We start from the raw sequence: 14,746 nt of genomic DNA, 5'->3' as shown, positions 1-14,746 counted from the left end.
GTAACTAGCGCTCCAGACCATCGGTGAGTTCGGCCGCCCCGGTGGGGAACGCCACTCCCCCACCCAACTGATAATGTTCCCTGCGCATGATGGGCTGGGCGATCAGATTACTTAAGGCGAACACCGTCGATTCTGCCCGTGCAACGGCGGCACGCGGGTTGGTGATGGACACCGAACCGTCCGCGATCCACAGCTGGGTGGCGTGTACCCGCATGGACTCCACTTTGGCGGCATAATCAAGATCATCCAGGTGCATTTGATAATCAACCTGGTCCAGGCAGGCCAGTTCACCGTCCGCAGGAGCCCGCCAGCCGTCCGGAATGGCCTCAATGGCATCCAGTCCCGCCTCAAGGTCTGCGCGCCCGGTGACCGCCCAGGCAATGCGTTGGACGCCCTCCACGCAGGCAGCGGCGCCGTGGGTGATCTCATGGGCACGGATGTGATCCGGGTGGCCATAACCGCCGTCGGGGCCGTAGGTGATCACCAGATGCGGGCGCAGTTGTTCAAACACCGACACCAGCTGATCCTCCGCCGCTGTCCCGGAACGCACGAATGCGCGCGGATGCTCATTGGCCGGGTCCCCCACCATTCCAGAATCACGCCAGCGTCCGGCACCACCCAGGAAGTGTCCGCGCACACCGAGGATCTCAAGTGAGGCGAGCAGCTCATGGATCCGGAAACCCCCGAGCTGGTCGGCGTCGCCGTTAACCAACTGCTGCCAGGTATCCCCGATCACCTCACCCTGTTCACCGAGGGTGCAGGTGACCACAGTCACATCAGCCCCGCGTGCAGCGAGGTGATGCAGGGCGCCACCGGTGGTGATCGCCTCATCATCGGGGTGGGCGTGCACCGCCACCACCCGGAATCCGGACAGGCTATTGTTCAGTGTCATTCTTCCTCCAGTTCGGTGCGCTCGCGATACCGCCGGGCCAGGCCGCCGCATCACCGGCCGGCCCCACAATACCTCCCGTGCGCGCCTCCACCCGGTTCTCGGTGATGATGGGCAGACTCAGCGCCTGTTGTGCATTCAACCGCCTGGCCCAGTCCGGATCAAAGTCAATGTCTCCGGCGAGCACCTGCTCCAGATAATCCTGGGTTGTCTCCTCACACCAACCACTGAGTGCGAGGTCACAACCGTAGCGCTCCAGCAGGGACAGGGAATCAGTGGTGTTCCTGGTTCTGGTGATCACCCCATCCAGATCACCTGCGGGCAGGCCCTCCGCGAGGATTGATGCCACATCGGTGGGAACGGTCACGGCCTTGATGCCCGCCGCGGCGAGCATGTCCACCACGGTCCGGCCCGCCGCAACGGCCTGGTCATCGGCGGGGTCCACGGCGAAGCGTAGCGGGGTTGTTGCGGTCAGCTCCTGCTTGTCGACGTCATCTGCCACCACATACTCTGTTTCCGCAGCAACACTCAGTTCGGAGGAGCGTCCGGCGGCGAGACGGGCGGTGAGGGGGACGTCGATAAGCTCAAGAACCCCGGCGCGGCGCTTCGCCGTGCCCATCGCCCCGGACCGTGTGTTGAGGACCACCTCGAGGGTGCGGTCAGTATCAGAGACGCGCACCTCGGTACCCGGCACCAGGCTGAGTGTGTCCACCAGCGTTTCGGTGGGACGCAGGTTCATGAAGGCACTCTGTCCCGTGCGGAGGAATTCTCCGGCGCGGGAGGTGGAACGGGCTTCGTGGAAGGTCAATAATTCAATGTGGGCCGGGCGCGCGCCCCAGAAGCGGTCATTGCGGGCGAGGGTGATCATGCCGCGCTGCCGGTCGATGGACCGCACCATGTACCTGCCCCCCGCAGCCGGGATCGAGTCAAACATGCTGGTGCGGAACCCGTCCTGCTGACTCAGGAGGAGATGGCTGGGCAGCAGGTTGTTGAACAGGGACTGCCACTGTTCCACCGGTGTGGTGAAATCAACGGCCACCGTCCTGCCTCCACCGGAGGTCCGGATCGCAGAGATCGCCTGGTAACCCGCGCGGTTGAAGGTACCGGGGGTGTCCACGATGGAACGGCGCAGATATTCGAAGTCAGAACCGGTGATGGGAGTCCCGTCACTCCACTGTGCCTCCTGGGCGATGGTGTAGCTGACGGTCTGCGCCACTGCGGACGAGGACGGTGCCACCACGTTGGCCGCCACCAGGAGATCCGTGTTCATGACACCGTTGTCGAAGGTGCTCGGCAGGACCAGCTCGGAGATATCCCGGACCACCTGGGCATCATCCGCCATCAGGTGCGGGTTGAAACCATTGCGCAGCGGATCAATCCCGATGTTGACCGTGGATCGGCCCTGTTCGATCTCATCCTCCGGTTCCACGGACATGGTGGTGGTGGACTCAAGCTGCGTGGTCTGCTGTGTGGTCTCCGGGACCTCTTCCACGGGGGCGGGACCGGGGCTCGCCTGACAGGCCACCAACGCCCCGCCGAGCAGGGTCGAGCTGATGGCCAGTGCCAGTATGCGCAGGCTTTTCTTCACGATTGTTGATCCTACTGTGTGGGCTGGACACAACCGCAAAGGCCCGCTGAACCCCACATTTCGGGGATTCAACGGGCCTTGTTTTCCTTAACCTACTTGTTGAGGTTCTTGGCGCGGGAACGGGCGCGGTTACGCTCGGTCGCGTTCAGGATGACCTTGCGGATACGCAGGACATCTGGGGTGACCTCGACGCATTCGTCGACGCCACAGAACTCCAGTGCCTCATCCAGGGAGAGGGTCTGGGCCTTGGCCAGGGTGACGGTGGTGTCGGCGGAAGCTGCACGCATGTTGGTGAGCTTCTTCTCCTTGGTCGGGTTGATGTCCATGTCTTCTTCGCGGTTGTTGGAACCGACAACGACACCCTCGTAGGTTTCGGTGCCTGGCTCCACGAAGAAGTTACCGCGGTCTGCCAGCTGGGTCAGCGCGAATGCGGTGATCTTGCCGGAACGGTCGGCAACCAGGGAACCGTGGGCACGGCCCTTGATCTCGCCGGCCCAGGTATCCAGGCCATCAGAGTAGGAGTTGGCGATGCCGGTACCGCGGGTCTCAGTCATGAACTGGGTACGGAAACCGATCAGGCCACGGGCCGGGATGCGGAATTCCATACGGATCCAGTCGGAGCCCGGGGTAGTGGTCATGGACTGCATGAGGCCCTTGCGGTTGGCCAGCAGCTGGGTGACATTGCCCTGGTACTCGGAAGGAACATCGATGACGATGATCTCGAATGGCTCGTGGAGCTTGCCGTCGATGGTCTGGGTAACCACCTGTGGCTTACCCACGGTCAGCTCGAAGCCTTCGCGGCGCATGGTCTCGACGAGGATGGACAGTGCCATCTCGCCACGGCCCTGAACCTCCCAGGAATCCGGACGTTCAGTCGGCTTGACCTTGAGGGAGACGTTACCAATCAGCTCCTGGTCAAGGCGGGCCTTGACCACACGTGCGGTCAGCTTGTCTCCGCCACCGCGGCCGGCCATCGGAGAGGTGTTGACACCGATGGTCATGGACAGGGCCGGCTCATCAACGGTGATGCGTGGCAGGGCAACGGGGTTGTCCGGATCGGCAAGGGTGTCACCGATCATGATGTTCTCGATGCCGGAGATGGCGGCGATGTCACCGGCGATGACCTCCTCGGCCTGGACGCGGGAGAAACCGACGGTGGTCAGCAGCTCGGCGATCTTAGCGGTCTTGGTGTGCTGGTTGCCGTCTTCGTCATAGTGGATCCAGGCGACCTGCTGGCCCTTCTTCAGGGAACCTGCGTGGACGCGGATCAGGCCGATGCGGCCGAGGAAGGAGGAGGAGTCCAGGTTGGTGACGTGAGCCTGCAGAGGCGCGTCGATGTTGGCCTCAGGCTCCGGGAGAACCTGGAGCAGGGTGTCGAACAGTGGCTGCAGGTCAGGGGAATCCGGGACGTTGCCGTTGCCCGGGTTCTTGGTGGAGGCCTTGCCCTCGCGGCCGGAGGTGTAGAGAACAGGAAGGTCGAGCAGCTGCTCAGCGGCTGCGGCGGCTTCCTCGTCCTCGATGGCTGCGGCCAGCTCGAGGAGGAGATCCTGGGCTTCTTCAACAACCTCGTCGATGCGGGCATCGGGGCGGTCGGTCTTGTTCACCGCGATGATCACGGGCATCTTGGAGGCCAGTGCCTTGGACAGCACGAAGCGGGTCTGTGGGAGCGGTCCCTCGGAGGCATCAACGAGAAGGACGACGCCGTCAACCATGGACAGCGCACGCTCAACCTCGCCACCGAAGTCGGCGTGGCCGGGGGTGTCGATGACGTTGATGATCAGATCATTGCCGTCCTTACCCTCACCCTTGCGTCGGATGGCGGTGTTCTTGGCCAGGATGGTGATGCCCTTTTCGCGTTCCAGGTCACCGGAGTCCATCACACGGTCTGCAACTTCGCCGTGGTCGCCGAACACACCAGACTGCTCAAGCATACTGTTTACGAGTGTGGTTTTTCCGTGGTCAACGTGCGCGACGATAGCTACGTTGCGAAACTCTGGATGGGTCACTGCGGGCATTCTCCTGCCGGGTAAAGATGGCGGATGTAGCAAAAACGTACATCCCTTGTTATAGAACGTTAAAAGTCTACCCGTACATGCCACTTGGCGCACATCTCACCGCACGACACCGGGGGACGGGGTACGCCTGACGAAGGCTCAGAAAGACTTTGTAACGAAACAGTCTCATGCACCGAAAGACAAGACAACGAGGCACTGCGGGAACGCACACCATGCGTTTGTCGTGAGGCCTCATGATTTCAGGGAACAATCCCTGGAAATTCCACAGATCGTATTGACAGTGAATCTTCTGCCATTATTGTGACAGGAGGGAAGAATGTTAACGGAAGTTACTTTTGTGACTACTGTTAACCAATTCTCGCCCTTGAAGCTCCACTCAGGTTTCGCCGTCGTCGAAAGGCAAGTACAACATCGTGGCCAAGCACTCCGCACACCTCAGGGGCCTCCGGGCACTCACCGCCATCGCGGTGACCGGCGCCCTCGCCGCAGTAGCCTCCCCCACCGCCTCCGCCAATCCGGCGGAGGATCTGTACAACCTCTCTACCGGCATCGCCAGCAATCTCTCCAGCGGTCTCCCCATTGATCACCTGGGTCGCCCCACTGAAGCGGGACGCCAGCAGATCATGAACACGGTGAACCAGCCGTGGGTTCCCCAGGAGATCCGGGACATCGTGAACCAGGCACTGGGCTTTATTTCCGGAGACGGCGACGGCGGCGACATCGAGATTCCCGAGAACGCACCGGATATCGCCCAGTTCGCCTGGCCGACCCGTGCGGATAACTGCATCGGAGGCACCGAAGCCTCCGTGGGCAGTGCCTTCGCGGTTCCCGGCCCCGCAGCACTCCCCCTCCCCGGTGTCAACGCCGGGCAGACGGCCTTCGTGTTCACCGCACTGGGCACCGGGGAGCTGGCGCAACAGCAGACCGCCGGGATGCGGGTTCAGTGGGCGAATCTGAGCAACTTCACACATGGCACCACTGTCCTGGGCGACACCGGCATCAACCCGGATGGCCCCTCCACGATCTCAGGTGTGGCCGACACGGGTCACGGTCTCATCGTGGCCGTGCTCAGTGGAGGTCTCACCACGTCAACCGACAACGGCGACGCGAACTGCACGTTCCTGCCCACCGGTGTCGTATTCGATGTGAGATAAGGAAAAACCATGACTGACCTACACCCCGTCAAACAGGAGACCTTCAATACCGCGGATCGCCTCAACACCGATCCCAAGGGTTTCCTCCGCGAGGTTGACACATACACCGTCACCGATTTCGGCCTCTACATGGCCCGCGGCGCCAACCACCCGAAGTTCGGTTACCTGGAGAGCTGGCTGCTGCCCACGCTGGGCCTGCGCGCCAACATCTTCCACTTCCGTGACGGCGTGGAAGAGCGACAGGACTATTACCTGGACATCGCGGAGATCACCGTGGACAACGATGTCTGGATCACCCGGGATCTCTACGTGGATCTGATCTCCGTCATCGGTGAACCCGTCACCGTCATGGACATCGATGAGCTCGCCGCAGCGACCTCCGCCGGCCTCATCACCGCCGACGATGCAGAACGCGCCATCGACGCCACCCTCAACGCCGTGGAGGGCATCACCCGCAACGGCGACGATCCCATGCAGTGGTTGCGCTCCAGGGGCATCGACCTGACCTGGGCTGATACCAACCAGATCCAGCTCGTCCCCGCGGAGTAGGGATTTTTCCTACTCCCGCACCGCTGACCTGATCTGGAGTTCATCCAGATTGGATTCCGCAATCTCCCGGTCGAGGGCCACAGCCTCCTCCCGGCTCAGATTGCCATGGGTGCCGATCTGCAGCAGGTCCACGATCCGCATCCGACGCTCGGACTCACGGTAGATGCGTACCCGCGCGCGCGCCCACGCCACGAGCATGACGGCGATCAGCAGGAGACCCATGTACCCCAGGATCGGGTAGACATAACCCACCAGCTCCCTGAAGCCGAAGAAACTCAAACCGAATCCCGCCAGCACCGTCAGCATGTAGATCGGCTTGAATGTGGTGGGGCGCGACGCGGTGAGACGCCTGCCCAGCGCGTAGAACATCCCCAGGGCCGTATTGAAGATCATGCCGTAGATCACCACGGCCATCACCTGCCCGAGAACCGGGTTGAGTTCGTTGATGATGGTCAGCATCGGCATATCATCAGCACCGACCTTCTCCACGGCGAGGAACAGGGTGATGGCGCTGATGAGCAACAGCCCACTGTAAATCAGACCACCCAGCAGACCACCCCTGCCAGCCACCCGTGGGTTGAACATGTTGCCACCGATGACCACCGCCATGGACACCGCCACCATCAGGTTGAAGGAGGTGTAGTTCACGCCCGCCACAAACCAGTTGGGCAGGGTGGTCTCCACGGACTCAGAGGCCTCCTCCAGCTGTTCCACGCCGGAGAAATCACCGGCGACGATGGTGTAGATCGAGGCGATCGTGATGAACACGATGATGAAGGGGGTGATCGCACCGATCACGGTGGTCACCTTGTCCACATCCAGCATGCCCGCGGCGAGCACCAACACCACCATCACCAGCGCCCCCACCCAGACCGGCAGCCCCCACTGCTGGTTGAGGTTGGCCCCGGCACCGGCGAACATGACGAAACCGGTGGAGAACAGGGTGAGAACCACACCGATATCAAGAAGCCGGGAGAAGATCGGGTGGCTCACCCGGCGGAACACCTCGCCGTGCTCATCAGCATGGAAATAGCTGCCCAGCTGGAGAATGATCAGCGCCATCACCGTCATCACCACCGCGGAGATCACCGCACCCCAGATGCCGTTGATGCCGAATGCCACGAAGTACTGCATCACTTCCTGCCCGGACGCGAAACCCGCTCCGACAATGATGCCCACAAACGCCAGGGCCACCTTCACAACCTGTCCCACCATTGCCTACCGTCCTTTACTCCTTGGCTTATAACAAGAGATAAATATGGTGCATGTCCGTCTCTTTTCCAAATGTGGCCCCGCCCACGCACACCGGTAGAGTGACAGGCATGGACGTCACGATCTACCACAACCCCCGTTGCTCCACTTCCCGCAAAACCCTGGAACACATCCGGGATGACGGTGTTGAACCCACCATCATCCACTATCTGAAGGACACCCCCTCCGCGGAGGAACTTCGTGGGATCTTCACACAACTGGGGATCCCCGTCCACGATGGCATCCGCACAGGTGAGGATGACTACGCTGAGCTGGGATTGTCCCCGGATACCCCGGAGGAGGAACTGCTCAGCGCCATCGCCAGCCGGCCCCGCCTGCTGCAGCGTCCCATCGTGGTGACGGAGAAGGGGGCGCGCATCGCCCGCCCCTCCGTTACTGTCATAGATGAGATCCTGTAACCTACTAGATCCCCATCACCACATCACACGAGGCCCACGATCATGCCAGTCATCACATCCCTACTGCGATCCATTCTCACGATGGTCCTTGTGACGGCTGTCGTCATCACCGGAAGCACACTCCCAGCAGCCGCGGTCACCGGTGGTTATCACGTCAGCGGTGATGTCCGTGGCGGTTCCCTGGTCCGTCTCCATATCGGCGAGATGGCGTGTACCGGAGCACTGATCACCCCGGAATGGGTTCTCACCGCCCGTCACTGTATCGGCGAAGGCCCCCACCGGTATGCCTCTGTGGGGTCGCGCGTGGTTGGTCAAGAAAGAGCCATCGTGGACTGGCGGCGGCATCCGTCTGCTGATCTCGCGGTGGTCAGGCTCTCATCACCAGTAGCAGCCGCGACGGCGAATCTCTCAGGCTGGCATCAACATCCCGGCACCTACGGCACGGTCGCCGGCTGGGGTGGCGCAACCAGCCGCCACATGCCGATCGGCCTGCAGGCTGACGCCACTATCCAACGTCGCATCATCAACCTCCCCAGCCCGGACAGGGGTGCTGTCCTGCTGGAGGCCACCATCTACAACGGCAGGTTGCTGCCCGGCGATTCCGGCGGGGCCCTGTGGGTCAACGGTGAGATCGCTGGCGTGTTGAGCATGTCCACCGCCACCAATGTGGCTTCCCAGGACGGCACAATGGGATGGTTCGTACCGGTCAGTGAATACCTCGGCTGGATCGCGCAGAACACAGGCAAGGCGGTTCCAGGTACAGTAGGCGATCCGTCTCCCCTCAAAGATGCCACCGCCGAGCCTTCCCGGATCCCGGCGGCCCATACACACCCCAGCCCCGTACCCGGAAGCACGATGTTGGAGGATGCACTGGGAGCCTGGGGCAACTGGAACACCTGGGCTGCGGGAAGTTACTGAGTGCGCCACCACTTTCGACGACACGATTTGAGGTGATTGCCTGTGTCCCCGACGTTTCCCCTTATTGTTCTCATTCTCATCGTGGGGGTGGTCTGCCTGTGGTTTGCCGTCCGCTCGACGTTGAAGGAACGATCATTCCGGCAGCACGCCGAACTGCATGATGCGGTGATCACCGGGCATTCCCAGGACGATGAGGATCGTTATCTCACGCTGTACCGGATCGACATCGACGGCCGCGAAGTCCATGGGGTGTTCCCCGATTCCATCCCCGAACCGATCATGCGACCCGGTGAGACCATCCCGATGTATGTCCGTCCCGATGATCCAACAAAGGTGATGCCTGCTGTCGCACAGACGCAGACCACCATCCGGACCTTCAACTACCTCATCGGCACCCTCATGCTGGTTACCGCGATCCCGCTGCTTCTGCTTCTGCTGTTCTGAGTCGTGGGAAGATCACGTCCCGGCTCAGCGGTGCCACCCAGGGGGCGTGTGAGTTAACCGGCACCCAGCAGGCCTCAGCGATCTCATCGAATACCTGCGGCAACTCTGACAGCACATTAGGCCAGATGAAAACATCACAGTCCACGGTGAAACCGGATTCATTGGCCGCCGGGGCAATAAACCTGCCGAGGTGTTCAAGCCTGGAGGGATCCAGGGTGAGGTGGAGTTCCTCAGCGATTTCACGCACTGCGGTGCTCAGGGGGTGCTCCCCCGGTTCCACTTTGCCGCCGGGCATCATGAAGGAATCAGTGCCGGCTTTGCGGACGCTGAGTACATCGCCGTCGTGGTTGCGGAACACCACCGCGGCGATGCGGATGGTGAGTGTCACGGCGTGCCGAGAGGTTCGAAGACCTTGCCTTCGGTGCCATCACCACGGCGGAAAGCAACGCGGAGATCATCCTTGGCGCCGAAGCGAACCAGGTGGGAACCGATGACCGATTCCAACCGGTCGGCCAGTTCACCGGGCGCCTCGATGTGGAGAAGCAGGACACCATCGCCGGCCACCAGGTCACAGGAGGCGCAGCCGTCGAAGGCGAAACGCTCATCCTCGGCATCCACCCCATGCCCCTTGAGGATGATGGAGCCCCGACCGGCCTCCGGGTCCCAGGTGGTGGTGAGCTTCTCACTGAGGTGACTCGTCAGCTGCTTGCCGTATCGACCCGGACGGTCAGTGGACACACGTGCTGTAGAGGTTACGATCATGGGGAAAGTGTAGCCTGCGCACTCTGTTTATCCCTCCCGCCCCCTATTTCGGAGGCCCGTGTAGATCAGATCATGCAGGCGCACATCCACACCCAGCCGCGTTCCCGCACGCACGATGGCACCCACCTGGGCATCGAGTTCACTCGCATCACCTGCTGTGATGTCACGCTGCATGGAGCTTGTCGACGCCGCCGGCATCCGATCTGCGAACGCCATCGTGCGACTCACGGCATCTTCAGGCAGGTCAACGCCCGTTGCACGGGCGACGGCATCAACCTCTGACATCAATGCCTCAAGACTGGAACGGTAGTCGGTGCGCAGCACCCCGAGAGGCTTATCGACGAACGCCCCCAGCCCGCCGAAGGTGGTGACAAACATCGCCTTCTCCCACATGTCCACCCAGATATTCGGGTGGACCTGAGCGTCGATCCCTGCGGTGCCGAGGATGCGGGCAAATCCACGAGCAGTTTCCGAGTCTGATCGATCCCACGTGCCGAAGGTATAGGACAACGGCCCACCCCGGTATTCCACCGAGGCTGGCCCGGTATGGACGAAGAAGCCACGGACCACTCCTGGCCAGACCTTTTCCTCACCGACGATTTCCGCTGCAGCCGCCGCCGCTTCCACCGCGTTCTGGGTCATGGCGACGACAGCGCGTGGGGGCAGGCCGTCGAGAAGCTCCCGCATCGGGGTGGAACCGGCCAGCGCCTTGGTGGCCACCAGCACCACATCGGCGGCGTCGAGATCATGTAATGATCCGACCGCGGCGACCTGCACATCGCGGGTGCCGCGCTGATCACTGACACGCACACCCCGGGTGTTCAACACCCGGAGGGTCTCGCCCCGGGCCACCAGGGTGACGTCTGCACCCGCCTCATGCAGCAGCGCACCAAAATATCCTCCCACGGCACCAGCACCGATGATTGCAATCCTCATGGCCAGTATTGTGCCCCAGTAGCAGTGGGAACCGCACAGGAATACAATCGGAAAGTCTTAAACCCCCACATTCAATAAGGATGGATTCTTCATGGCAGGTGGACTTGCAGCTCTGTTGGATGATGTCGCCGCGATTGCACGTGCGGCTGCAGCAACCGTCGACGATGTGGCGGGACTCGCGGGCAAAACCAGCCTCAAAGCGGCCGGCGTTGTGGTGGATGATGCCGCGGTGACCCCGCAGTATGTGGATGGGGTGCAACCGGCGCGGGAACTGCCGATGATCTGGCGGATCGCCAAGGGTTCATTGGTGAACAAACTTGTGATCATTCTTCCGATCGCATTGTTGCTGTCATCGTTTGCCCCGTGGGCGCTCACCCCGATCCTCATGCTCGGTGGCACGTACCTGTGTTTCGAGGGTGCGGAGAAGATCTGGCACTCCATCCACTCCCGGATGCACCATGAGGAAAAGAGCATGGTGCCCAAATCCCACCAGGGACCCAAGTCTGAGGATGCGCTGGTGAAGGGAGCCATCACCACCGACCTCATCCTGTCCGCCGAGATCATGGTCATCTCCCTCAATGAGATCGCCGATGAGTCCTTCTGGATGCGCACCGGTGTCCTGGTCACGGTCGGCCTGGGCATCACCGCCCTGGTCTACGGTGTGGTGGCCATCCTGGTGAAGATGGACGATGTGGGACTGGCCATGGCGTCCCGCGAGGGTGCCTCTTCAGGAGCGGTCCGCTTCGGACGTGGACTGGTGAAGGCGATGCCCGTGGTGCTGCAGATCATCAGTGTCATCGGTGTGTTCGCGATGCTGTGGGTCGGTGGCCACATCATGGTGATCGGTTTAGAGGAGCTCGGCTGGGCATTCCCCTATTCATTGGTTCACGGACTCGAGGAGTTTGTAGCCGGATTCGGCGGCGGTTTCGGTGGCTGGCTGGGCAACACCGCGGGCTCCCTGGTGTTTGGTGCGCTGTGGGGTGGGGTTGTGGTTGCCATTGTCTCCCTGGTGAGGAAAGTGGTAGCAGCATCGAAGGGTGACAAACAAATAACGGGGGTGTAATGTTTCGCAATCTGACAGCGTGCATCAGCGCCATTTCGGCATGTCACCGGAGTGATACACAGAATTAGCACTCCGTTCCCCTTCTGTTTATTTAAATTTCCACCCACCGCCTCAATCTCCCCCTGGGTGAACCATCCTTCTCAGGATTCTCTGCAACACCCCAGCTGATCGTGATTTTTTCCAAGAGCAGGCTGAAACCCAGATAAGCACTTTCCACCTGGCGTTTTCACGGCTAACATAGGGTTCAGCAATCGTTTTCATAGCGCTCTCCCTACACCTACGAATACCTGAAGCGAATACCTGAAGAAGGGAGGCACGCGGAACATGTCCAAAGCAGAGGGATCCCCCAGACCGGATTTCATCATCGACTGTTCCCGCGTCCCCCCTTACCCTCTGGCGATCTCAGATCAGCCCAAGGTGCAGCAATTCATCCGGAATATCCCGCTGCACAACATCCGGTGGGAGGCCCTGCAGGAGTTGGTGCATCCAGAGTCGGACAGCACCACCTTGAGGGCAAGTCTGCTCCCCAGCAATGATGCCCGCACCATCGCGGTCATGGTCGGCACAACCCTGGTGGGCACCGTCCCCGATCCCGCCGTGATCTTTAATTCCCAGATCGCACGCGTCTACGCCTCCGGATTCGTCCCGACCTGCCAACTGCAGATCACGCCCAATGCCAGCGTGGCCGCCAGTATTTCACTATATGCCTCTGACGGTGGAGTCCCCTTTAACGATCCCCCGACAAACCAGTGGACATTGTTACCGAGTGGCACGATGTGGCGCGTTGAACCCACACGCCTGTCCCCCTTCCGCAAGATCCCAGACCAGAGCCGCGTCCTTGTGGAGCTTCGTGCCCTCAATGACATGGTCTTCATCCACCTCAATGGTGTGGAATGCGGCATCCTCGACATGGATGCCGCAGATGCCCTCAAGGGGGCTGTGGATACAGCCACCGAGAGCGGACTTCTCGCCCTAGCCCGGGGATGGGTTGACCGCGGGAACGATGGGCACGTCGCTCTGCACATCAATGCCTCCAACATCAGGGACTGGGATAGCAGGGATTTTCAGTTACCCAGGAATCCGCTCGCCACACTGGTCCCGCACCGTGACGATCCGGAGGATTATCACCAGGAGATGCAGCGCTTCATCCATGAGCACCGATCAGCCCAGTCCCGTGCTGAGACACACCCGGCCCGGGTCCACGGCTGGTTGGGAAAGACCGGCCCCGCTCTCCTGCTGCTCCTGGCTGTTCTCGGCATCATCCCCGTCTTCCTCTTCGAGAGCGTCAGTGCCCGCGGCCTGGTGGGTATCTTCGGAGTCAGCATTGTCCTCTGTGTGATCAGTCTGTGGGTTCTGGCCTGCCGTCAACGGGACACTGACCATTGTCATCAACCCCGGCACTGGAATACCGTGGCACCTCTGGCGCTGACCGCGCTGATCCCCTCCCTGGTCTTCGCCACGATCGGTGTATTCCATGACGCCGGCCCACAGTTGTCCACCACCACCTCGAGTGTGCACATGACCACCCTGCAGACCTATCCACGGGATGGCGGGGTGCCTCTGTCTGAGATCCTGGAGCGCAACGACGACGGATCACTCCCCCAACCAACCCGTTCACAGTTCAGCCAGATGCCCACGCCCGTGCAGGAGCCTCCCGCGGTGGCCACCACCCCGAGAACTGCTCCACCGGCGGTGCTCCCCCGGGAGAACATCACCGTCCCCATGGCTCCCTCCCGGAGTCCGGATCCGACCCCGCTGCCACGGCCGACTCCCCAGAACGTAACTTCTGACACTGACTATCAACCACCGGTACCCGAACTCCCCGCACCCCGGGAACCTTCAGCGCCTCCCGCCAACCCCCAGGCGCCCCAGGCACCCCAGCTCCCCCTAAGACCAGAGATCTTTGACATCGAGCTGATTGAAGATCCCCCGGTTCCCCTGTGGCCAACGGATCCGCCTCCGGAGTCAACGGCACCTCCCACGACATCAGAAACCCCGGATGATGCCCCGGATGATGCCACTGAAACCTATGGCGACAGTGTTCCAGGGGCCACTGACGAGCCCGCAGAGCGGGCCGTTGAAGAGTCAGCCACCACCGAACCACTGGATGACACGCCAGAGGAGGAAAATAATAAGGACCTGAACCAGCCTGAAGAGGCGGGCGCAAGTCCTTTGACGGTTGAACAGGGAGAGGGTTAAGCGGGTTTAGCCCAGTGCCTTGATGGCGGCATCATAATCAGGTTCGGTCTTGATCTCATCGACCAGCTGGGTGTAGGTAATGTTGCCCTCCTCATCGGCGACGATGACAGTGCGTGCCAGCAGTCCCTTGAGCGGGGAGCCTTCCAGAACCAGTCCGTAATCCTCACCGAAGGTGGAACGGAATGCTGAAGCGGCGGTGACATTGTCCAGGCCCTCGGCACCGCAGAAGCGGCCCAGGGCGAATGGGAGATCCTTGGAGACACACAGCACAGCGGTGTCATCCAGCTTGGAGGCCTCCTCATTGAACCTACGGACGGAATCAGCACAGATGCCGGTGTCCACGGAGGGGAAGATGTTCAGGACGACCTTCTTGCCCTTGAGATCAGCCAGGGAGACCTCTCCGAGGTTGGTGTCCACCAGGGTGAAATCAGGAAGTGCGTCGCCCACTGCAGGGAGGTCGCCGGATGTAGGGGTGTCAGTGCCATCAAAATGAGTGTTAGCCATGAGCACCATCCTATGGGACACTGCACGCCACCCGCCACGCCCCATCACGCCGGCA

General features: G+C 61.5%; 15 protein-coding genes. 7 read left to right on the top strand and 8 right to left on the bottom strand.

Annotated features, from left to right (window positions below; translation table 11 throughout):
• Positions 1-4 precede the first annotated feature (4 nt).
• The 3 genes from mshB to typA all read right to left on the bottom strand — a co-directional run bounded on the left by mshB (position 5) and on the right by typA (position 4,483).
• Positions 5-892: an N-acetyl-1-D-myo-inositol-2-amino-2-deoxy-alpha-D-glucopyranoside deacetylase gene (gene mshB, locus CFAEC_RS04930; protein WP_290279361.1), complete on the bottom strand. Its 888-nt coding sequence runs from the start codon at positions 890-892 to the stop codon at positions 5-7.
• On the bottom strand, positions 876-2,477 hold the full coding sequence (locus tag CFAEC_RS04925) for an ABC transporter family substrate-binding protein (RefSeq protein WP_290279359.1): 1,602 nt from the start codon (positions 2,475-2,477) through the stop codon (positions 876-878). The genes mshB and CFAEC_RS04925 overlap by 17 nt, the downstream gene beginning before the upstream one ends.
• Positions 2,478-2,569: 92 nt before the next feature.
• Positions 2,570-4,483, bottom strand: coding sequence for a translational GTPase TypA (gene typA, locus CFAEC_RS04920; RefSeq protein ID WP_290279357.1), 1,914 nt, complete (start codon positions 4,481-4,483; stop codon positions 2,570-2,572).
• 422 nt (positions 4,484-4,905) lie between these two features.
• Here typA and CFAEC_RS04915 point away from each other — a divergent pair, with 422 nt between their 5' ends.
• Together CFAEC_RS04915 and CFAEC_RS04910 are read left to right on the top strand one after the other, a co-directional pair.
• Positions 4,906-5,646, top strand: a complete 741-nt coding sequence (locus CFAEC_RS04915) for an Rv1157c family protein (protein ID WP_290279354.1) — start codon at positions 4,906-4,908, stop codon at positions 5,644-5,646.
• A 9-nt stretch (positions 5,647-5,655) separates the two neighbouring features.
• Entirely contained in the window at positions 5,656-6,195 is a 540-nt protein-coding gene (locus CFAEC_RS04910; RefSeq protein ID WP_290279352.1) for a ribonuclease FAU-1 family protein, read from the top strand.
• Positions 6,196-6,204: 9 nt separating this feature from the next.
• On the opposite strand, the gene CFAEC_RS04905 is transcribed toward CFAEC_RS04910, so the two are convergent.
• Positions 6,205-7,410 carry a YkvI family membrane protein gene (locus CFAEC_RS04905; RefSeq protein ID WP_290279350.1) on the bottom strand — a complete coding sequence of 402 codons (1,206 nt, stop codon included), beginning with the start codon at positions 7,408-7,410 and terminating at the stop codon, positions 6,205-6,207.
• Between the two features lie 107 nt (positions 7,411-7,517).
• On the opposite strand from CFAEC_RS04905, the gene arsC reads away from it, so the two are divergent.
• From arsC to CFAEC_RS04890, 3 genes are all read left to right on the top strand, one after another.
• Complete coding sequence (arsC, locus tag CFAEC_RS04900) at positions 7,518-7,865, top strand: arsenate reductase (glutaredoxin) (protein WP_290279348.1); 348 nt, start codon at positions 7,518-7,520, stop codon at positions 7,863-7,865.
• 81 nt (positions 7,866-7,946) lie between these two features.
• Positions 7,947-8,783, top strand: a complete 837-nt coding sequence (locus CFAEC_RS04895; RefSeq protein WP_290279806.1) for a S1 family peptidase — start codon at positions 7,947-7,949, stop codon at positions 8,781-8,783.
• A gap of 42 nt (positions 8,784-8,825) precedes the next feature.
• Positions 8,826-9,227: a DUF3592 domain-containing protein gene (locus CFAEC_RS04890; RefSeq protein WP_290279346.1), complete on the top strand. Its 402-nt coding sequence runs from the start codon at positions 8,826-8,828 to the stop codon at positions 9,225-9,227.
• Here the strand turns inward: CFAEC_RS04890 and CFAEC_RS04885 are convergent.
• Genes CFAEC_RS04885 through CFAEC_RS04875 form a run of 3 tightly spaced genes read right to left on the bottom strand, consistent with a single transcriptional unit; the run spans position 9,190 to position 10,925 of the window.
• Complete coding sequence (locus CFAEC_RS04885) at positions 9,190-9,615, bottom strand: NUDIX hydrolase (protein ID WP_290279344.1); 426 nt, start codon at positions 9,613-9,615, stop codon at positions 9,190-9,192. The genes CFAEC_RS04890 and CFAEC_RS04885 overlap by 38 nt on opposite strands.
• Entirely contained in the window at positions 9,612-9,989 is a 378-nt protein-coding gene (locus CFAEC_RS04880; protein WP_290279342.1) for a DUF2218 domain-containing protein, read from the bottom strand. Before CFAEC_RS04880 ends, CFAEC_RS04885 begins: the two co-directional genes overlap by 4 nt.
• A gap of 27 nt (positions 9,990-10,016) precedes the next feature.
• Positions 10,017-10,925, bottom strand: a complete 909-nt coding sequence (locus CFAEC_RS04875) for a 2-dehydropantoate 2-reductase (protein WP_290279340.1) — start codon at positions 10,923-10,925, stop codon at positions 10,017-10,019.
• 91 nt (positions 10,926-11,016) lie between these two features.
• On the opposite strand from CFAEC_RS04875, the gene CFAEC_RS04870 reads away from it, so the two are divergent.
• Together CFAEC_RS04870 and CFAEC_RS04865 are read left to right on the top strand one after the other, a co-directional pair.
• Positions 11,017-11,988 (top strand): DUF808 domain-containing protein, encoded by a 972-nt coding sequence (locus CFAEC_RS04870; protein WP_290279338.1) that lies wholly within the window; start codon positions 11,017-11,019, stop codon positions 11,986-11,988.
• A 324-nt stretch (positions 11,989-12,312) separates the two neighbouring features.
• Positions 12,313-14,187 carry a hypothetical protein gene (locus CFAEC_RS04865; protein ID WP_290279336.1) on the top strand — a complete coding sequence of 625 codons (1,875 nt, stop codon included), beginning with the start codon at positions 12,313-12,315 and terminating at the stop codon, positions 14,185-14,187.
• Positions 14,188-14,193: 6 nt separating this feature from the next.
• On the opposite strand, the gene tpx is transcribed toward CFAEC_RS04865, so the two are convergent.
• Positions 14,194-14,691 (bottom strand): thiol peroxidase, encoded by a 498-nt coding sequence (gene tpx / locus CFAEC_RS04860; protein WP_290279335.1) that lies wholly within the window; start codon positions 14,689-14,691, stop codon positions 14,194-14,196.
• Positions 14,692-14,746 lie beyond the last annotated feature (55 nt).

Source organism: Corynebacterium faecale, assembly GCF_030408735.1.
Lineage (GTDB): Bacteria > Actinomycetota > Actinomycetes > Mycobacteriales > Mycobacteriaceae > Corynebacterium > Corynebacterium faecale.
The sequence above is the reverse complement of the archived record's forward strand: the minus strand, read 5'-3'. Positions and strand labels throughout refer to the sequence as shown.